Source organism: Tessaracoccus defluvii, from assembly GCF_014489575.1.
GTDB classification, from domain to species: Bacteria; Actinomycetota; Actinomycetes; order Propionibacteriales; family Propionibacteriaceae; genus Arachnia; species Arachnia defluvii.
Genome location: NZ_CP060789.1, coordinates 2,152,198 through 2,171,556, shown reverse-complemented (window position 1 = coordinate 2,171,556; position 19,359 = coordinate 2,152,198). Strand labels below are relative to the sequence as shown.

At 67.3% G+C, this 19,359-nt stretch carries 9 protein-coding genes and 8 CRISPR repeat arrays; of the genes, 8 read left to right on the top strand and 1 reads right to left on the bottom strand.

What is annotated here, in order from left to right; genetic code table 11:
• Positions 1–9 precede the first annotated feature (9 nt).
• The 8 genes from cas3 to cas2e are packed head-to-tail and all read left to right on the top strand — an operon-like array spanning position 10 to position 8,821.
• On the top strand, positions 10–2,874 hold the full coding sequence (cas3, locus tag H9L22_RS10445) for a CRISPR-associated helicase Cas3' (protein WP_187719861.1): 2,865 nt from the start codon (positions 10–12) through the stop codon (positions 2,872–2,874).
• Entirely contained in the window at positions 2,871–4,475 is a 1,605-nt protein-coding gene (gene casA, locus H9L22_RS10440) for a type I-E CRISPR-associated protein Cse1/CasA (protein WP_187719860.1), read from the top strand. The genes cas3 and casA overlap by 4 nt, the downstream gene beginning before the upstream one ends.
• The gene (gene casB, locus H9L22_RS10435) at positions 4,465–5,058 is read left to right on the top strand and encodes a type I-E CRISPR-associated protein Cse2/CasB (protein ID WP_187719859.1); all 594 of its coding nucleotides are present in this window, start codon (positions 4,465–4,467) and stop codon (positions 5,056–5,058) included. The genes casA and casB overlap by 11 nt, the downstream gene beginning before the upstream one ends.
• Entirely contained in the window at positions 5,055–6,179 is a 1,125-nt protein-coding gene (gene cas7e, locus H9L22_RS10430) for a type I-E CRISPR-associated protein Cas7/Cse4/CasC (RefSeq protein WP_187719858.1), read from the top strand. Before casB ends, cas7e begins: the two co-directional genes overlap by 4 nt.
• Entirely contained in the window at positions 6,176–6,901 is a 726-nt protein-coding gene (gene cas5e / locus H9L22_RS10425) for a type I-E CRISPR-associated protein Cas5/CasD (protein ID WP_187719857.1), read from the top strand. The genes cas7e and cas5e overlap by 4 nt, the downstream gene beginning before the upstream one ends.
• Complete coding sequence (gene cas6e / locus H9L22_RS10420; protein ID WP_187719856.1) at positions 6,898–7,533, top strand: type I-E CRISPR-associated protein Cas6/Cse3/CasE; 636 nt, start codon at positions 6,898–6,900, stop codon at positions 7,531–7,533. Before cas5e ends, cas6e begins: the two co-directional genes overlap by 4 nt.
• Positions 7,533–8,465 carry a type I-E CRISPR-associated endonuclease Cas1e gene (cas1e, locus tag H9L22_RS10415; RefSeq protein ID WP_187719855.1) on the top strand — a complete coding sequence of 311 codons (933 nt, stop codon included), beginning with the start codon at positions 7,533–7,535 and terminating at the stop codon, positions 8,463–8,465. The genes cas6e and cas1e overlap by 1 nt, the downstream gene beginning before the upstream one ends.
• Positions 8,462–8,821 carry a type I-E CRISPR-associated endoribonuclease Cas2e gene (cas2e, locus tag H9L22_RS10410; protein ID WP_187719854.1) on the top strand — a complete coding sequence of 120 codons (360 nt, stop codon included), beginning with the start codon at positions 8,462–8,464 and terminating at the stop codon, positions 8,819–8,821. Before cas1e ends, cas2e begins: the two co-directional genes overlap by 4 nt.
• A gap of 40 nt (positions 8,822–8,861) precedes the next feature.
• Positions 8,862–9,622: a CRISPR direct-repeat array (repeat unit 28 nt; unit sequence GTGCTCCCCGCCAACGCGGGGATGATCC).
• Positions 9,623–9,714: 92 nt separating this feature from the next.
• Positions 9,715–10,841: a CRISPR direct-repeat array (repeat unit 28 nt; unit sequence GTGCTCCCCGCCAACGCGGGGATGATCC).
• A 92-nt stretch (positions 10,842–10,933) separates the two neighbouring features.
• A CRISPR array of direct repeats spans positions 10,934–14,438; the repeat unit is 28 nt; unit sequence GTGCTCCCCGCCAACGCGGGGATGATCC.
• Between the two features lie 518 nt (positions 14,439–14,956).
• A CRISPR array of direct repeats spans positions 14,957–15,351; the repeat unit is 28 nt; unit sequence GTGCTCCCCGCCAACGCGGGGATGATCC.
• Between the two features lie 392 nt (positions 15,352–15,743).
• A CRISPR array of direct repeats spans positions 15,744–16,530; the repeat unit is 28 nt; unit sequence GTGCTCCCCGCCAACGCGGGGATGATCC.
• A gap of 92 nt (positions 16,531–16,622) precedes the next feature.
• A CRISPR array of direct repeats spans positions 16,623–17,444; the repeat unit is 28 nt; unit sequence GTGCTCCCCGCCAACGCGGGGATGATCC.
• A 92-nt stretch (positions 17,445–17,536) separates the two neighbouring features.
• Positions 17,537–17,809: a CRISPR direct-repeat array (repeat unit 28 nt; unit sequence GTGCTCCCCGCCAACGCGGGGATGATCC).
• A 92-nt stretch (positions 17,810–17,901) separates the two neighbouring features.
• Positions 17,902–18,176: a CRISPR direct-repeat array (repeat unit 28 nt; unit sequence GTGCTCCCCGCCAACGCGGGGATGATCC).
• A 236-nt stretch (positions 18,177–18,412) separates the two neighbouring features.
• On the opposite strand, the gene H9L22_RS10405 is transcribed toward cas2e, so the two are convergent.
• Positions 18,413–19,255, bottom strand: coding sequence for a YaaC family protein (locus H9L22_RS10405; protein WP_187719853.1), 843 nt, complete (start codon positions 19,253–19,255; stop codon positions 18,413–18,415).
• Between the last annotated feature and the right edge of the window lie 104 nt (positions 19,256–19,359).

Here is a 19,359-nt window from a genome sequence, read left to right as displayed (position 1 = left end):
GTGGGGATAATGACGACGAGGCAACTCAGTGAGCAGGCGATGTCGGTCTGGGCCAAGACCGGAGGGCCAACCGAGTGGCTGCCTCTTGATCAGCATCTCCTCGACAGCGTCTGGATCGCTGCGTATCTCTATGACAGTTGGATTTCCCACACTGTCAGAGAGCGCTGGAATTCCACGGGACTGAGTGACGGGCAGTTCAGGTCTATGGTGCTGTTTCTCGCGGGCGTACATGACGTGGGAAAAGCAGCCCCCGCGTTTGTCGCTCAAAGCGAGCCGTTGGCGCAGAAGGCACGCGACGCCGGCCTCGCCTGCCGCCTGATGAGCGAGATCCGCGACGACCGACGGGAACTGCCTCACTCGTTGATCAGCGAGTACTCCTTGAGGCAGTGGCTCATGCTCGAAGGGCTCGACAAGGAGGTCGCAGAACCGCTCGCCTCCGTCGTCGGCGCTCACCATGGTACCCCGATGGCAGAGGGACGAATGCGAAACCCGCGCATTCGGAAGCAGGGAATGGGAGGAGATCCCTGGCGGGCGGTGCGCAATGAGCTCATCGACTGGATCAGTGAGCTCACCGGATTCTCTGAGGTTCTCGTGAGTGGCGATCTGCCGCGTATTCCGCTTCCCATTCTGGTCGAGGTGACCGGACTCGTGATTGTCTCTGACTGGTTGGCCTCAAACACGAGACTGTTTCCGCTCCGCGGTCGCGACGAGGATGGGGCGCCGACTCTTGACATGGGTGCGCGGGCGCTCCACGGATGGGAGGAGGCGGCGATGCCTCCTCCGTGGGAGCCAGCGCCCGTGGACACGAGCGACCTCGAGGCGTTCTTCCGCGCCCGGTTCGCCCTCCCCGACGACGCGGTTCCGCACGCCGTTCAGCAGACAGCGGTTGAGTTGGCTTCGACTGTGGACGTGGGGCTCATGTTCATCGAGACCAGCACTGGAGGAGGAAAGACGGAGGCCGCGTTGGCTGTGGCTGAGGTGGTTGGCGCCCAACGGGGAGCTCAGGGAATCCTCATCGCCCTGCCCACCCAGGCAACGACGGACGCAATGTTCACCCGCATCGCGGACTGGCTGGAGAGACTGCCAGAACTCCCCAAGGAGTCCGCGGCCTGGGCCGTGACCCTCGGCCATGGAAAGGCCTCCCTCAACAGGCGCTACGCCAAAATGTCTGAGGCGGTGCGTAACTTCGATCACGTGTTCAACACAGCCAGAAGCTCCGGCATCCATGAGGATGAAACCGACGGCATGCTGTGCAATGCCGTCGTGCATCAGTGGTTCCTTTCCTCCAAGCGTCGTCTGCTTGCAAATTTCAGCGTGGTGACGATCGATCAGCTGCTCATGGCCGGGCTGCAGCGCAAGCACCTCATGCTCGCCCACGTCGCACTCTCCGGGAAGATTGTCATCATCGATGAAGCGCACTCCAGCGACGAATTCATGTCGGTTTATCTGGAGTCTGTTCTCAGCTGGCTGGGCGCCTACGACGTTTCTATCATCGTCCTCTCCGCAACACTCACCGCCGAGCGGAAGCGGGCAATGATGAAAGCCTACGCGGGCGCGCGCTCCGCAGAGATCGATGCCCTCCCTATGTGTGAGGACGACTACCCGCTGATCTCGGTTGTCCCGCGCGATGACCAGCCCGTGAGGCTCGAGGTGGTGGACGAGCGGGGCCAGGAACGCAGCGTCACCTGGTCGTGGCATGGAACCAGCGTGGAGGAGATCGTCGCATCGGTTCGTGCAGACGCGGACGCGGGCGCGTGTGTTCTTGTGGTGCGCAACACCGTCAAGGATGCCCAGGCCACCGCCGATGCGCTGACCGAGGCGGGGTTGCCGGTGACGCTCAACCATGCGGGATTCATTGCGGTCGACCGCGCCAACAACGACCTCGACCTCATCCACCGGTTCGGGAAGGGGTCTGACGAGGAAACTCGGCCCGGCCAGGTGGTCGTGGCGACGCAGGTGGTCGAGCAGAGTCTGGACATCGACTTCGACGCCCTCTACACCGACATCGCCCCGGCCGACCTCCTCCTCCAGAGAATCGGCAGGCTCCATCGCCATTCGTGGCGAGCCCGCCCGGAGTCCCACCGTGAAGCGCGCACATTTTTCCTGACCGACGTCGGTTCGGGTCCCATCCCCGCGCCGACCAAGGGATCAGAGATCGTCTACGGCGGGTACCTCCTGCTGCGCACCACAGAGGCGCTCACCAAGCACGGCGCCGTCATCACGCTCCCGCAGGACACGGCGCCGCTGGTTGCCTCGGCGCTAGGCCCCGAAGCGGAGCTCTTGTCGGACTGGGCAGGACCCGTCAACACGGCCCGCGGGAAGTATCTGGCTCAGATCGCCAAGGCCCGGGCCAAGGCGGCGCAGTGGTGCGTCCGTCCGTGGGCCGGCGCGGAGGACGACCGCGCGACGCTCGGCGAGTGGCTGGCGACCAGCGGCGACTTCACCGAGCTCGCGATGGGTGCCGCGGTGCGGGACACGGAACCGTCGCTGGAGGTCATCCTCGTGCCGACCCTGCCTGACGGCTCCAGTGCGATCCGACCACCGTGGCTCAAAACGGGAACCAGCATCCTGGACGTCTCGTCACTGCCCAGCGACGACCTCGCACGCGAGGTGGCCAGCTGGTCCGTGCGCCTCCCCGGGCGGCTCACGCGCTGGGACGGGGCGCTGGATGCGGTCATCCAAGAGATCGACCGCGACCCCCGCACCCGGCGCTGGCTTCTGAGGCGACACCCACTGCTCCGCAGCGAACTGCTGCTCGTCATGGCACAGACCCACGAAGGGAGTAACACCTTGTCAACGACACTCACGGTGGGGACGCGCAGCTATGAGCTGCGTTACTCGCCCGAACAGGGGATGGAGGTGAACGACTCATGAGCTACGACCTGCTCACCGAACGCTGGATCCCGGCGATCCTCACCGACGGCTCAGCCGTGCGGCTGTCCATCCGCGATGCCTTCACGCGTGCCAGCGAGGTGCGGCGTATCAGCGCAGATCTGCCGACCCAATCGTTCGCCGTCCTGAGACTTCTCCTGGCCATCCATCACGACGCGGTCGGGTTCCATCGGAGCGCGGACGTGGCTGCAAGTCTCCGCGATGGGCTGGACCAGTCCACCATCGCGGCCTACCTCGATCGCTACGCGGACCGTTTCGACCTCTTCCATCCGGAGCGTCCGTTCATGCAGGTCGTGGGCCTCCGCACAGCCAAGGACGAGGCCTCGCCATTGGAGAAGCTGATCAGCGATGTGCCCAACGGGGCCCCCTTCCTGACGACGCGTGGAGGGGAAGCACTGAGGGTTATCCCGGCCCACGAGGCGGCGCTGTGGGTGGTGCATGCGCAGGCCTTCGATGCGGCTGGCATCCGCTCGGGCGCCGTCGGGGATCCAGAGGTCAAGGCGGGCAAGGGATACCCCATCGGCCCCGCCTGGGCAGGGCAGATCGGAGGCGTTGTGCTGCATGGCCAGACCCTCGCCCACACGCTGGTCTACAACGTGGTGCCGACGCCGGAAAACCCGCTCGATCGCCCAGTCTGGACGAACGACGTGCCGCAGACAGCAGTGCGACAGATGGAACCCGATCCCCAGGGCCCGGTACAAGTGCTGGTCTGGCAGTCGCGCCGGATCCGGCTTGTCGGGGATCGCGACGGTGTCACGGGTGTCGTTCTGGCCCAGGGCGATCGGATGACGCCCCAAAACCGGCAGTCGCTCGAGCACATGACCGCATGGCGCTACTCCGAGCCGCAGAGCAAAAAGCACAAGATCCCGGTCTACATGCCCCGCAAGCACGACCCCAGCCGGGCCGCATGGCGAGGCATGCCGGGACTGGTTTCGGACGCCCCGAGCCGGACGGCGGACGGGCATGAGGAGAGCATCCGGCCGGCGACGGTCGCCAGCCTCGCCGGGCACTCCGAGCAGTTCACGGAACTGGACACGGAGGTGGTGGTTGAGCTGGTCGGCATTGAGTACGGTCCACAGGAAGCGACCGTCAACGACATGGTGCACGACTCACTCGACCTGCGGCTCCGCATGCTCGGCGAGGACGCCGCCGAGGTGCAGCTGATGCTCTACGACGTCGTCCGCTCTGCCGACCAGGCAGTGTGGGCACTGGGACGGATGGCCGCGAACATCGCCAGCGCTGCCGGGGATTTCGACGGTGTCGATGGAGCCCGGGATCGTGCCCGTGAGACAGCCTGGGCTGAGCTCGACCACCCCGCCCGCAGCTGGCTGGGCACCCTCGATGCCGACACCGACACGATCGAGGCCCGCCGCGACTGGCACAGGCGCGTGGCGGCAGTGATCGAAACCCTGGCCGCTCGCATGGCCGTGAGCTGCAGCCCGGCTGCGGTAACGGGGCGCATGACGAAGTTTGGCTATATGACCGCAGCGAAGGCCGAGAGTTACCTCCGCGCCGCTCTCCGCAAGGAGCTGGTGCTTGCCTACCCGCAGGATCCCAACAAGGAAGCAGACAATGAGCAGTGACTTCAAAGTCGGGTCATTCGTCACCCGACGCATCCATCAATTGGTCGGGGCTGACCCCGGCCGCATGTCGCCGAACTCCAAGGCTCTCCTGGCGCAGCTGCGTCAGGCTGCTGCGGCCGAGCCCGGAACTGCCCCCGCCGTCTGGGCAGTGACCCTGGAAGGCATCCCTGCGGACCTACCCCGGGGCTACCGGGAGCGGGCCGAGCAGGCGGTGCACATCGCCCTCACGCAGTTCGCGGTGCATCAGCAGTCCCGGTCGCGGAACATGCACGATCCGAAGCAGCCGTTCGGCCGTGCCGTCCGGCGCCTCGCCGACATCTCGAACAAGGCGGAGCCGCATGAGTCACCGGTCTACCGCCGGTTCACTGCCATGTCGACGGCGAGCACTCTGCCAGGGCTCCTTGCCCACTCGCGAGGGCTGATCACCCAGCTTCGCACGCATGAGATCGCGTTCGACTACGGCCGATACGCCGAAGACCTCTACTGGTTCCTGGCTCCCTCCGGTGCACGTGACGTGCACCGCCGCTGGGGCCGCGACTTCCACTACCTGCAGACCGAATCCAACGAAGGAGTTTCAGAATGACCACGTACCTCGAGATCCACGCGATCCAGTCCGTTCCTCCGGCGAACCTCAACCGCGACGACACCGGATCCCCCAAGAGCGCCATCTACGGCGGCGTCACGCGCGCCCGGGTGTCCTCACAGTCATGGAAGCGCGCCATGCGCACCGACTTCAACAATCACCTCGATCCGAAGGACGTCGGCACCCGCAGCCGGATGCTGGTCACGTCGATCGAGAAAATGATCGTCGAAGCCCGTGAAGACCTGGCCCCCCAGGCTCAGGAGCTTGCTGTGGCGGCCATGGAAGCGGCCGGCTTCAAGAAGCCTGTACCCCGCAAGACCGGCAAGGACACGGCGGGGGCTCCGGAAACCGGGTACCTGGTGTTCCTGTCGCAGCGCCAACTCGAGAGCCTTGCGGCCGCAGCCATCGAGGCCAGCGGCGAGGACAACCCGCTCAATGCCATGAAGGCCGCCAAGGTCAAGGATCTCGTTGACGCTGACCACTCCGTCGACATCGCCCTCTTCGGCCGGATGGTCGCCGACGCCGCTGATCTCAACGTCGACGCGGCCTGCCAGGTTGCCCATGCCATCAGCGTCCACGAGGCCATCCCCGAGTTCGACTTCTTCACCGCAGTCGACGACGCCAAGAGCCGTAACGCTGACGAGGAGGACGCGGGCGCCGGAATGATGGGCACCGTCGGTTTCGTGTCCTCGACCCTCTACCGCTACGCCGCGGTGAACCTTGATCAGCTGCGGGCCAACCTCGGCGATGAGGAGGCGGCGCGTCTCGCGCTCGAGGCCTTCGTCCGGAGTTTCGTCAACTCGATGCCCTCGGGGAAGCAGAACACGTTCGCGAACGGCACCAGGCCGGCTGCCGTTCTCGTGACCGTCGCCAGCGGCCAGCCGAGCAGCCTCGTCGGCGCCTTCGAGAAGCCCATCCGCTCGAGTGACGGCTACGTCGCCCGGGCGGTCGAAGCCCTGGCCAAGCACGCTTCAGAGGTGTTCGGCACCTGGCGTCAGCCGAGCAGCGTGTGGGTCACCGGTACGCCGTCCGAGCTGGGAGCACTGGCGGACCTCGGCGACCTGCGCTCGTTCGACGAGCTCGTGGAGGCTGCTGGCAGCAGCGTGCTGGAGTCGGTGTGAGCGTCCTGAGGCTCAGGTTGGCGGGCCCCCTACAGAGCTGGGGGGCCACCAGCCGATTCACCCGCCGCGGCACGGAGCCGATTCCCACCAAGAGTGGGATTCTTGGGCTGCTCGCCGCCGCCGAGGGCCGCAGAAGGAGCGACCCCATCGAGGACCTGCTGAAGCTCGAGCTCGGAGTGCGAACCGAACAGCAGGGCCAACCCCTCCGTGACTTTCACACCGCGCATCATCAGGTCACGGGGGCGGCCATGCCGTTGACCGACCGCTACTACTGGTCGGATGCGGTGTTCACCGCCCACATCGGTGGCCCGCGTGAGGTGCTGGAGGGGCTGGCGGAGTCGCTCCGTGATCCCGCTTTTCCGCTGTACTTCGGTCGGCGGGCATGTGTGCCCGAAGGACGGATTGTCCTCGACATCGTCGAGGCGTCAGTAGCCGAGTCGCTGAGCGACATGCCGTGGATGGCAGGCGAGACGGGGCGGCGGCAGGCGAGGCGTGAGAGCAGCGTGGAACTGCCCGTTCAGGCCGACCAGTCCGTGTTCCCGGACGAGGTCCCCAGCAAGGAGCTCCCGGACGTCCCGGTCTCCTGGGACCCCGAGCGCCGTCAGTACGGCACACGCATGGTCGTCGACAGTTTCGTCGTCATCCCCACCGGCAACGACGTAGCCGAAAGCCGCGGCGGGCCTGCACACGATCCGATGGCCTTCCTGGGAGGAGTGAAATGATCCTGACCCGTACGTATCTCAACGTTCGGCGTGACGGTGCGCGGAAGCTGCTCGGCTCGCCGCAGGCCATGCATGCGGCGATCATGAGTGGGTTCCCGCCGGATGTGGAGCCGGGCAGGCCTCTCTGGCGGATCGACCCCGACGATCCGCTGCGACCCGCCCTGTACGTCCTCAGTGAGAAGACTCCCGACTTCGTCCATGTCGAGGAGCAGGCCGGGTGGCCGAGCCAGCCGACGACCCAGTCGATGTCGTATGTGCCTCTCCTTGATGCGGTGTCGGAGGGGTCTGCGTGGGCGTTCCGCTTGACGGCCAACCCGGTCCATCGGGCAACCATCAACGGGCGACAGCAGATCGTCGCGCACGTGACGGTGGCGCAGCAGGTCGGGTGGCTCTCGTCACGCCAGGAAGCGATCGGCGTGGACCTGGGGTCCGCTGAGGAGCCCACGTTCACGCTGACCAGCCGTGAGGTCCGCAAGTTCCGGCGCGCGGAGGGCACCGTCACGCTGGGGCGTGCCACGTTCGACGGTGCTCTGAGAGTCACCGATCCGGAGGCATTCCGACGGGCGCTGACCTCAGGGATCGGCAGGGCCAAGGCCTACGGCTGTGGCCTGATGACACTCGCGCCCTTGTGATGAAGGGGGCGGCGCCTCCGTCGTCACGTCAGCTGCTCCGGGTGGAGGACAGGGTCACCTTCCTCCACCTGGAGCGCTGCACGATCAGCCGTGACAGTAACGCCATCACCGCGACCGATCAGCGCGGCACCGTCCATGTGCCGGCCGCGACGCTGAGTGCCGTGCTGCTGGGCCCCGGAACGCGGGTCACGCATCACGCCATGATGTTGCTGGCGCAGTGCGGGGTGACTGTGGTGTGGGTGGGGGAGCAGGGGGTCCGCTACTACGCGCATGGCTCGTCTTTGGCGCGCAGCACGCGCCTTCTCGAGGCGCAGGCCGATGCGGTCTCCAACACCCGTAAGCGGCTCGCGGTCGCGAGGCGCATGTACGAGATGCGGTTTCCCGATGAAGTCGTCTCCGGCCTGACGATGCAGCAGCTACGGGGCCGGGAGGGGGCACGCGTCCGGTCGATCTATCGGCTCCATTCCGAGCGGACGGGGGTCGACTGGAAACGTCGCGATTACGATCCCGAAGCGTTCACTGATTCCGACGCCATCAACCAGGCGTTGTCTGCTGCCCACTCCTGCCTCTACGGCGTTGTTCACGCGGTCATCGTCAGCCTCGGATGCTCGCCGGGGCTCGGGTTCGTTCACACTGGCCATTCCCGTGCGTTGGTTTATGACATGGCCGACCTCTACAAGGCGCAGTGCACGATCCCGATCGCCTTCGACACCGTCGCTGACGATCCTCCGGACATTACGGGGGAGGTGCGTAGGGCGGTGCGCGACGCGTTGCGAGAGGGGGACATCCTCAAGCGCTGCGTCCGGGATCTGAGGGATCTGCTCCTGCCGGGTGACGAGACTGAGTTGGATATCGATGTGATCCAGCTGTGGGATGACCGGGCTGGGGCGGTGGCGGCCGGTGTCTCGTACGGGGATGAGGTGGACTGGTGATCACGATCGTACTCAGCAAGGTTCCTGAGGGAATCCGGGGACACCTGACCAAGTGGCTCATGGAGGTGGCGCCGGGGGTGTTCGTCGGTCGGGTGAACCCCCGGGTGCGGGACGAACTATGGAAGATCACCTGTGACGGGATCGAGACCGGAACGGCGCTCATGGTGCTCTCGGCAAGAAATGAGCAGGGCTTCGAGGTGCGCAATGTCGGCCATCGATGGGAGCCGGTCGACCTGGACGGGATGGTGCTGTTGCGGAGGCCGCCGGCAAACGACATCACGGGGCCTACGGTTCGAACCGTGATCCCGAAGGCGGCGAGGTACCGCTACCTGCGAAGCAGGACGCAAACCGACTGAGAATGATGCGGATGGTGGACTAAGGTCCTTGTCAGCAAGTGTGCTCCCCGCCAACGCGGGGATGATCCCCGACAGGTCAGCCTCTACCGTGGCCTCATCGGGTGCTCCCCGCCAACGCGGGGATGATCCTGCCCCACCGTCACCGGAGGGCTGCGTGGAGCGGTGCTCCCCGCCAACGCGGGGATGATCCGCCCTGATCGCACTGCTCGAGCAGGCAGGCCCCGTGCTCCCCGCCAACGCGGGGATGATCCGTCCGCGGTATCGGCGCTGGCCTGCATGATGGTGTGCTCCCCGCCAACGCGGGGATGATCCGGGCATCCAGCTGCGACTGCGGCAGCGCCCCACGTGCTCCCCGCCAACGCGGGGATGATCCCTTCCCCATACTGGGGAGTACGTCAATCCATACGTGCTCCCCGCCAACGCGGGGATGATCCGGTACGGGATGACGAAGTCCCGGATATAGCCACCGTGCTCCCCGCCAACGCGGGGATGATCCGACTTGCTTGTCGCTCGGCCTGGTGAGTTCGTAGTGCTCCCCGCCAACGCGGGGATGATCCGACGTTGGCCGACTTCATCATGAAGAATGTTGTGTGCTCCCCGCCAACGCGGGGATGATCCGTAAGCGCGGGGGAGGGCAGCACCGTGGCGACAGTGCTCCCCGCCAACGCGGGGATGATCCCCCACACACCGGGCAGGGTGAGGTTCCTCGGGTGTGCTCCCCGCCAACGCGGGGATGATCCCAGCCGACTACTCGGCCGCCAGGGTCAGGTAGAGTGCTCCCCGCCAACGCGGGGATGATCCCGAGCTGATCCAGACCGGCGCGGATCTCGCGTCGTGCTCCCGCCAACGCGGGGATGATCCGGTCGTGGGCAAGCCGACGTTTGCGGCGGGGGTGTGCTCCCCGCCAACGCGGGGATGATCCTGGACTTACCTACGGAGATAGCGCCGTCCGTCAGTGCTCCCCGCCAACGCGGGGATGATCCCCAGGCCCGCACCACGGGCCGGACGCTGCCGTAGTGCTCCCCGCCAACGCGGGGATGATCCGTCACCGAGACGATCAACTCCGGCGACCGGCGCGTGCTCCCCGCCAACGCGGGGATGATCCGCTGGGCTCCCAATCGGCGGCGCTGAGGTCGAGGTGCTCCCCGCCAACGCGGGGATGATCCGGTGCCCAGCGGGTAGGCCGCGTTCCGGGCACAGTGCTCCCCGCCAACGCGGGGATGATCCTGGTTCGCTGCACAAAACAACTGCCAGCCATTGGTGCTCCCCGCCAACGCGGGGATGATCCCGGTCACTTCACACTCACAGCCGGCCACCTCGTGTGCTCCCCGCCAACGCGGGGATGATCCGGCGGCCGGATATCTGGCCGCTGGCTTGGCTGCGTGCTCCCCGCCAACGCGGGGATGATCCCGACCAGACCAGACCAGATACAGACCATAAAGAGTGCTCCCCGCCAACGCGGGGATGATCCGTCTGTCATCGTGGCCCGGGGCCCCGAGACAGGGTGCTCCCCGCCAACGCGGGGATGATCCCGCGATGGACGACGTGATCCGCACTGTCGAGACGTGCTCCCCGCCAACGCGGGGATGATCCTCCACGGCCCGGTGTACTCGCCGTCGTAGATGCGTGCTCCCCGCCAACGCGGGGATGATCCCGCCGTGCATGGCGGCCAGTTCGGCTTCGACCTGTGCTCCCCGCCAACGCGGGGATGATCCGAGCCGGCCGGGAGCGGAACGAAAGGATGGTCAGTGCTCCCCGCCAACGCGGGGATGATCCCCGCACGCTCTGGTTATGCCGGACGGAACTAGAGTGCTCCCCGCCAACGCGGGGATGATCCGGGCGGCTTCAAGGGCAAGGTCACCCTCGTCGCGTGCTCCCCGCCAACGCGGGGATGATCCGTCCGCCACCGCAGGCGGCACCAAGCGCGCCCGGTGCTCCCCGCCAACGCGGGGATGATCCTCAAGAGCGTCGCCTCGTCGGCCTGGTCCGCGAGTGCTCCCCGCCAACGCGGGGATGATCCCTGTGGACCGGTATTGCCGGGTCCCTCGGAAATGTGCTCCCGCCAACGCGGGGATGATCCGGAAGCCAGTGCCCACGATCGTGACAGCCTTCCGTGCTCCCCGCCAACGCGGGGATGATCCGTCAAACTCGACACCGACCGACCGAAGCTTCGCGTGCTCCCCGCCAACGCGGGGATGATCCCGAGGCCGGAGCCGACGGCTACACCCCACGAGAGTGCTCCCCGCCAACGCGGGGATGATCCTAGTCCCATCGGAATGTCCTTTCGGGGGTACGGGTGCTCCCCGCCAACGCGGGGATGATCCTGTGTTCCTCGGGAGGTCCCAGGAGCTGGACGGGTGCTCCCCGCCAACGCGGGGATGATCCCTGCTCCGGGGTGCCGCTGACCGTCTTCGTGACGTGCTCCCCGCCAACGCGGGGATGATCCGGAGACCGCGTGAGCTACGACCTATGCCAAGCCGTGCTCCCCGCCAACGCGGGGATGATCCCGACACCCTCAACACTGCCGTGTTCAACATCGCGTGCTCCCCGCCAACGCGGGGATGATCCGCAGGCTGGCCAGTCGGCTACCGCAACGCAGGTGTGCTCCCCGCCAACGCGGGGATGATCCGGCCTAGAACGACAGCAGCCCCCGGCGATTGCCGTGCTCCCCGCCAACGCGGGGATGATCCCCTCATCCCCGCCGACCTGGTCGAGCGGTGCGCGTGCTCCCCGCCAACGCGGGGATGATCCCCGGTGGGTCTGGTGCGACGGGTGCGACGGGCTGTGCTCCCCGCCAACGCGGGGATGATCCGGGGCCGTCTGGCGCGGTCATCGTGCCTGGCGGGTGCTCCCCGCCAACGCGGGGATGATCCGCGTTCGAGTGCCGTCTTGGGCAGCGGGCCGGTGTGCTCCCCGCCAACGCGGGGATGATCCCCGGCGGCACCGGCACATGGTCCGTCATGGTCCGTGCTCCCCGCCAACGCGGGGATGATCCGCGAACGCCGGCTCGACCGATGCCTCCGAGGATGTGCTCCCCGCCAACGCGGGGATGATCCGGCTGCTGCCGCTGCTGGCCTCACGCAGGCGCAGTGCTCCCCGCCAACGCGGGGATGATCCTGCGCCGCCTGCAACACCGAGCAGATCAGCCTGGTGCTCCCCGCCAACGCGGGGATGATCCCCGGGACCAGCCGAGCACCTGCGCGATCTCGGAGTGCTCCCCGCCAACGCGGGGATGATCCGTTCGACGACCCGCGGGTCTGCGAGTTCGACGAGTGCTCCCCGCCAACGCGGGGATGATCCGTACTGCCCGTTGGCATCCCGAGACAGGCGCAGGTGCTCCCCGCCAACGCGGGGATGATCCGCTGAACTCGACCGGAGGCGGGCCATAGTTGAAGTGCTCCCCGCCAACGCGGGGATGATCCGCTTTCGGCGGAGGCCGACGAGTTCGCTCGCGAGTGCTCCCCGCCAACGCGGGGATGATCCCCCCCGGCAGAGTTCCGGAAACGGACCCTCCACGTGCTCCCCGCCAACGCGGGGATGATCCGGGCACGGCTTTCGGTCTTGGTGATGCGGCAACGTGCTCCCCGCCAACGCGGGGATGATCCCGCCGCGCCGAACCCCAGTTTCGAGGCCACGTCGTGCTCCCCGCCAACGCGGGGATGATCCCGGCCGTGCGCTACTGGGACGGCACGGCCATGGGTGCTCCCCGCCAACGCGGGGATGATCCCCGGTCCTGCTCCCCTTCGGAAATCCCGTTAAAGTGCTCCCCGCCAACGCGGGGATGATCCCCCGCCGGCCATGTCCTCGAGGCGGGGCGCGATGTGCTCCCCGCCAACGCGGGGATGATCCGGACCCGCTCGCCCACCTCGATGACGATGACGAGTGCTCCCCGCCAACGCGGGGATGATCCTATGCGTAGTTGGACGGGGAGGACGGCGGGGCAGTGCTTCCCGCCAACGCGGGGATGATCCGGCGAGGATAGGTGCCTGCATACTCATCGGATAGTGCTCCCCGCCAACGCGGGGATGATCCCACCGCATCGAACCCCGCAGCCGCCGATCGGCTGTGCTCCCCGCCAACGCGGGGATGATCCTGTGTTCAGCAATCCACTCCCTATCCACCGGGAGTGCTCCCCGCCAACGCGGGGATGATCCGCCGTTGGCGTGCATCACCTTCACACGGGCCGTGTGCTCCCCGCCAACGCGGGGATGATCCGCCGTTGGCGTGCATCACCTTCACACGGGCCGTGTGCTCCCCGCCAACGCGGGGATGATCCGGCCGAGGATCTCGGCGACGCGCTTTTCGCCATGTGCTCCCCGCCAACGCGGGGATGATCCGTACGTCAAGATCGTGAACCCGTTCGCCGGCTGGTGCTCCCCGCCAACGCGGGGATGATCCCGGGCCCGACGGCTGGCAGGAGGTCACGGAGACGTGCTCCCCGCCAACGCGGGGATGATCCGCTCGGAGGCCATCGGGTCATGCGGGTCACAGAGTGCTCCCCGCCAACGCGGGGATGATCCGTCGGCGGAGGTCCACCGGTTGGAGTCGGTGGCGTGCTCCCCGCCAACGCGGGGATGATCCGCAGGCGTGCACCGTGCAGCACGTCAAACCTCGGTGCTCCCCGCCAACGCGGGGATGATCCCGCTCTGGCGGTGTTGGCGCGCCTGGAGGACGGGTGCTCCCCGCCAACGCGGGGATGATCCCCTCGGGTGCCTCACGCAGCAGCGCCTCGATGGGTGCTCCCCGCCAACGCGGGGATGATCCCGGCACGCTGCTCGACGACAGCGGCAGCGTCACGTGCTCCCCGCCAACGCGGGGATGATCCGTCTGTCATCGTGGCCCGGGGCCCCGAGACAGGGTGCTCCCCGCCAACGCGGGGATGATCCAGAGGCCGCGACCCGCACCGAGACCCCCACCCCGTGCTCCCCGCCAACGCGGGGATGATCCCCCCCAGCAGCCAATCCTTCGACAACCTAACCTGTGCTCCCCGCCAACGCGGGGATGATCCGGACGGCGACGGTGCGGACGCTGTGTACTGGCTGTGCTCCCCGCCAACGCGGGGATGATCCCGGGCCGCAGGGTGCCTGGGAGTGGCGCAAACGGTGCTCCCCGCCAACGCGGGGATGATCCCATCATTCGCCCGAGACCCATCAGCCCGATACGGTGCTCCCCGCCAACGCGGGGATGATCCGTAATCGTCGGCCAGCTGCTGCGCCTTCTCGCTGTGCTCCCCGCCAACGCGGGGATGATCCGGCCACCTGCATTCGTGGCCACGCACTCGCTGGGTGCTCCCCGCCAACGCGGGGATGATCCGTGCGATTCCTGCTGTCGTTGCTAGTCCTGGGGGTGCTCCCCGCCAACGCGGGGATGATCCGTAATCGTCGGCCAGCTGCTGCGCCTTCTCGCTGTGCTCCCCGCCAACGCGGGGATGATCCGGCCACCTGCATTCGTGGCCACGCACTCGCTGGGTGCTCCCCGCCAACGCGGGGATGATCCGTGCGATTCCTGCTGTCGTTGCTAGTCCTGGGGGTGCTCCCGCCAACGCGGGGATGATCCGACGCGGATCTTGCCGACGAGGCCGGCGTCGGTGTGCTCCCCGCCAACGCGGGGATGATCCGTCGGCCAGGCCGGCCGAGACGACCATCTGACGCGTGCTCCCCGCCAACGCGGGATGATCCGGTGTCGGCCGGGAAGTGATGCTGAGTCGGTGCGTGCTCCCCGCCAACGCGGGGATGATCCTGTTGTGGCGATCATGACGTCGGCGGTCGGTGAGTGCTCCCCGCCAACGCGGGGATGATCCGGGCCCGAGCGGCGCCGCCATCGTGCCTGGCGGGTGCTCCCCGCCAACGCGGGGATGATCCCCCTGTCTGATGCGGACGTGTCGCGGATTGCTGGTGCTCCCCGCCAACGCGGGGATGATCCTCACAATCCCGCCAACAGTTGCCGCATACGTCCGTGCTCCCCGCCAACGCGGGATGATCCCGGCAAACTGATCTCCGGGCCGCAGGAGGTGACGTGCTCCCCGCCAACGCGGGGATGATCCCGGCAAACTGATCTCCGGGCCGCAGGAGGTGACGTGCTCCCCGCCAACGCGGGATGATCCGCACGGCATCTACGACGGCGAGTACACCGGGCCGTGCTCCCCGCCAACGCGGGGATGATCCCCCTCCCTCTATGTGGTCGGTAACGTCCGATGGGTGCTCCCCGCCAACGCGGGGATGATCCTAACACCCAGCCCGAAAATGGTAGTAGCCAGGTGTGCTCCCCGCCAACGCGGGGATGATCCCTGCATGGATTGGGAGCGTGACACGGTTACGCCGTGCTCCCCGCCAACGCGGGGATGATCCAAGAATCAGATCGCCCGAGAAGCCACGGCCCGCGTGCTCCCCGCCAACGCGGGGATGATCCTTCGTCGTCACCGGCGTCACGTCCAACTCGTCCGTGCTCCCCGCCAACGCGGGGATGATCCGGAGTAGATGATGATTTTTCCTCCCCTGCCCACGTGCTCCCCGCCAACGCGGGGATGATCCGCTCACGCTGCGCAGCCGTGACCGCGTCCTTACGTGCTCCCCGCCAACGCGGGATGATCCCATGCCGCTCCCGGATGCCGCCGGTGGCGTAGTGTGCTCCCCGCCAACGCGGGATGATCCGCCCCGCAAAATCGGGCTCTGGCTCAACCTGATGTGCTCCCCGCCAACGCGGGGATGATCCGGCCTCCGTCGCCACCGGATCGCCCCTCATCGGGTGCTCCCCGCCAACGCGGGATGATCCGCATCGCGTCAGCGATGCGCGGCAGTCTGCTTTGTGCTCCCCGCCAACGCGGGATGATCCGCGGCCAAGCGGTGGGCCAGAACTTTGCACGCGGTGCTCCCGCCAACGCGGGATGATCCGTCCTGGACCCACTCGGGTAGGCGCAGGTCGAGGTGCTCCCCGCCAACGCGGGGATGATCCCGGCGCCAGCTACAGCGTCGAGGTCGTCGCGGTGTGCTCCCCGCCAACGCGGGGATGATCCCACCCCCTGGGACCTGACCGTCACGCGCCAGTCGTGCTCCCCGCCAACGCGGGGATGATCCTTCACCGCAATCTCGAACGCGGGCACAACATCCGTGCTCCCCGCCAACGCGGGGATGATCCCCTCGCGAAGGATGCCCAGCTGGTAGTCCTCGTGTGCTCCCCGCCAACGCGGGGATGATCCGTACTGCCCGTTGGCATCCCGCGACAGGCGCAGGTGCTCCCCGCCAACGCGGGGATGATCCCGCCACATCGCCGGTAGCCTGCGTGCCCAGCGGGTGCTCCCCGCCAACGCGGGGATGATCCGACGGTGGCCCTGCCCGTCGGAATGTTCACGACCGTGCTCCCCGCCAACGCGGGGATGATCCGTACGTCCGGCGCGTGAAGACGTCGTGGACTCGGTGCTCCCCGCCAACGCGGGGATGATCCCGCTGGGTTCATTGACCGGCCTACGCTTAACGCGTGCTCCCCGCCAACGCGGGGATGATCCCCAGTTTCCCGACACCTCCGGCTGCGAGCGCGGGTGCTGCCCGCCAACGCGGGGATGATCCTTCCAGCGCCTCGCGCGCCGTCAGCTTCCAGCGCCTCGCGCGCCGTCAGCTCCGTAAAGTGCTCCCCGCCAACGCGGGGATGATCCTCCGTTGAGCGTCGAGGTGGTCGAGGATGCGGGGTGCTCCCCGCCAACGCGGGGATGATCCCGTCTTCCCGGTGACCAACCCGAGCGGCTTCGCGTGCTCCCCGCCAACGCGGGATGATCCGGGCGGCAAGGACAACGCGCGGACCCTGGATCTGTGCTCCCCGCCAACGCGGGGATGATCCGATGTCGGTGCTCATCGCGTGATCTCCTCGTTGGTGCTCCCCGCCAACGCGGGGATGATCCCACCTGGATCTGGACCGACACGCTGCCGACCGCGTGCTCCCCGCCAACGCGGGGATGATCCGCCACCGTTGCGCCTACGTCGCAGAGTCTCATCGTGCTCCCCGCCAACGCGGGGATGATCCTGTTCATCATGGGAACTTCCTCTCTATCTGTAAGTGCTCCCCGCCAACGCGGGGATGATCCGGCGTGGGACTGGATCCGCGACACCGCGACGGGGTGCTCCCCGCCAACGCGGGGATGATCCCGACGCAGCGCGGGCCCGACGCCAACCTCGACAGTGCTCCCCGCCAACGCGGGGATGATCCCAGCGAGTTCAGATCGCCCGACGAGTTCGCCACGTGCTCCCCGCCAACGCGGGGATGATCCTCGGGAGACGTGATGCGGTTGATGACGGCCGGGGTGCTCCCCGCCAACGCGGGGATGATCCCAGCGCGATCGGCACCGTCCTGACGGTGACCGTGTGCTCCCCGCCAACGTGGGGATGATCCCTGGCTCTCGTTGTAGCGGGCCCAGGCTGCGAGGTGCTCCCCGCCAACGCGGGGATGATCCGGAAATGCTGGAGGCCCAAGAAAGTGAATTGCCGTGCTCCCCGCCAACGCGGGGATGATCCGGGCCGGCGCGCCTTCTCCTGGTCGCGCGGGCTGTGCTCCCCGCCAACGCGGGGATGATCCGGTCGCCGAGCGGGAGCAGCGGATCGCCCGCAAGTGCTCCCCGCCAACGCGGGGATGATCCCCAGCACATCCACGCCGCCGCGAATCTGGGCACGTGCTCCCCGCCAACGCGGGATGATCCCTCGTCGTCCAGGACTCCATCGAGGCGGTGGCAGTGCTCCCCGCCAACGCGGGGATGATCCGGGAGTGGGTTCGTCACCGCGGGCTCTGCCGAGGTGCTCCCCGCCAACGCGGGGATGATCCCAGCTGGGTTGCGTCGTCGTCCAGGAGGGCGCCGTGCTCCCCGCCAACGCGGGGATGATCCGGGCAACTGGGCGCCGCACATCCATGGCGTGCCGTGCTCCCCGCCAACGCGGGGATGATCCCGCACCAACCTAGTTAGTCGCGGTCGATGAACCGTGCTCCCCGCCAACGCGGGGATGATCCGCGGATGACGGCATTGATGGGCGTTGCGAAGACGTGCTCCCGCCAACGCGGGGATGATCCGTTCGATGGGGCCGAACTTGGTTTCGATGGTCAGTGCTCCCCGCCAACGCGGGGATGATCCGCGCAGCCGCCGACGTCATCGTGATCAGACCGAGTGCTCCCCGCCAACGCGGGGATGATCCGGCGGCCGCGTCCCGCGTGCAGACCGCGCAGCAGTGCTCCCCGCCAACGCGGGGATGATCCCGTCTGGCACGGATCACGCTATCTATCCCGAGGAGTGCTCCCCGCCAACGCGGGGATGATCCGCTCACCTTCCGGGACGACGATGCCCGTCTCATCGTGCTCCCCGCCAACGCGGGGTCAAGTCCAGTGGAGCGTCGTGAACGGCATCGCGGTCTGACTGCGAGGAGGTCTTGACAGGCCGCTGATCGCTCAAAGGTCCTGAGCCGCTGAGAGGGGAGCATCTCCCTGCTGCGGTGCGAGTGGTCTCCGGAGCCGGAGGGATTCCGAGAAGTACCGTATGGCCCCAGACTGACGATCTGAACCTCAGCGCGACTCCCTCGCCTGCCGCCAGTCCCGCCACCCACCTACCATGCGCCTGCGCTAGAGCCCGCGCAGCGTGTCGTACAGGACCTCGGGAACTGAGTCGAGAGCAACGTCAAGCAAGTACTCGATGGCGTTGGCTACGGGCGACTGGTCGATCTTGAGCAGGGCCGTCCACTCGACCGGCTGATATCGGGCGAGCATGGATAACGAGTGCAAGATCGCCCACCAGACGAGGAGCGGGTGCATCGTCTTCGCCTGGCCGCCGATCGACGGCATCAGAACTGGAGTGTTGCGGTACCTGCGTAGGGGAATGCCCGGATTGAGCGCCAGGAGTTCGCTGCCGTCGTTATGACGCATGGTCCGACATGGTCGAACTTCGGCAGCCAATGCGATATCCGGGTATGCGGCCTTGAGGTTCTCCAGCTCGCTGGCCTCGTACTTGATATTTGCCGTGTAGACGAACCCTGACCCAGGCGGATGCTCCGTCATCACGTCAATCATGCATGGTGAATCATCGACGATCAGTGGGTAGTGCAGCACCGGCTCGTAGAGCCCGCGCCACAGCTCTGCCATGGTCCCGCCCTCCGGAAGGGACGCTGAGTCGAGAACCTCGGCCAGGCGGACGAACGCACCTCGGGGCTGGTCCTTCGCGCGGAAGTCGGGGAAGTTGCTCGGGTTGACATTGTTGGGATCCTCGCGGATCTGGCGGATCCCGTGCCCGGCCAACGTGAACTGCTCACCTTCGGGTGTTCGAGCAGCTGCCACGGCGCGACCAGCTTGCGATAGGCCGTAGAACAGATTGAGCGGCCGTGAGACGTACGGGACGCCCTCAGCCGCTCGGAACTGTTGCTCAGCCTGCTCCAGCGCTGCGCCGAAGAGCGGTGCACGCTCATCCGTCACTAGCGGTGGTCTCAACGCTCGCAGGCCGCGAATGTGGTGCCATGTCTCACCGCGCTTGAGTAGCCCGGCATCCCAGTATCTTGGCGAAGCGCGTCGGCGTGTGG

Excerpts from the sequence above, each read along its gene's own strand:
- casA (WP_187719860.1), top strand. The coding sequence starts at position 2,871 with ATGAGCTACGACCTGCTCACCGAACGCTGGATCCCGGCGATCCTCACC.
- cas7e (WP_187719858.1), top strand. The coding sequence starts at position 5,055 with ATGACCACGTACCTCGAGATCCACGCGATCCAGTCCGTTCCTCCGGCG.
- cas3 (WP_187719861.1), top strand. The coding sequence starts at position 10 with ATGACGACGAGGCAACTCAGTGAGCAGGCGATGTCGGTCTGGGCCAAG.
- cas1e (WP_187719855.1), top strand. The coding sequence starts at position 7,533 with ATGAAGGGGGCGGCGCCTCCGTCGTCACGTCAGCTGCTCCGGGTGGAG.
- cas6e (WP_187719856.1), top strand. The coding sequence starts at position 6,898 with ATGATCCTGACCCGTACGTATCTCAACGTTCGGCGTGACGGTGCGCGG.
- casB (WP_187719859.1), top strand. The coding sequence starts at position 4,465 with ATGAGCAGTGACTTCAAAGTCGGGTCATTCGTCACCCGACGCATCCAT.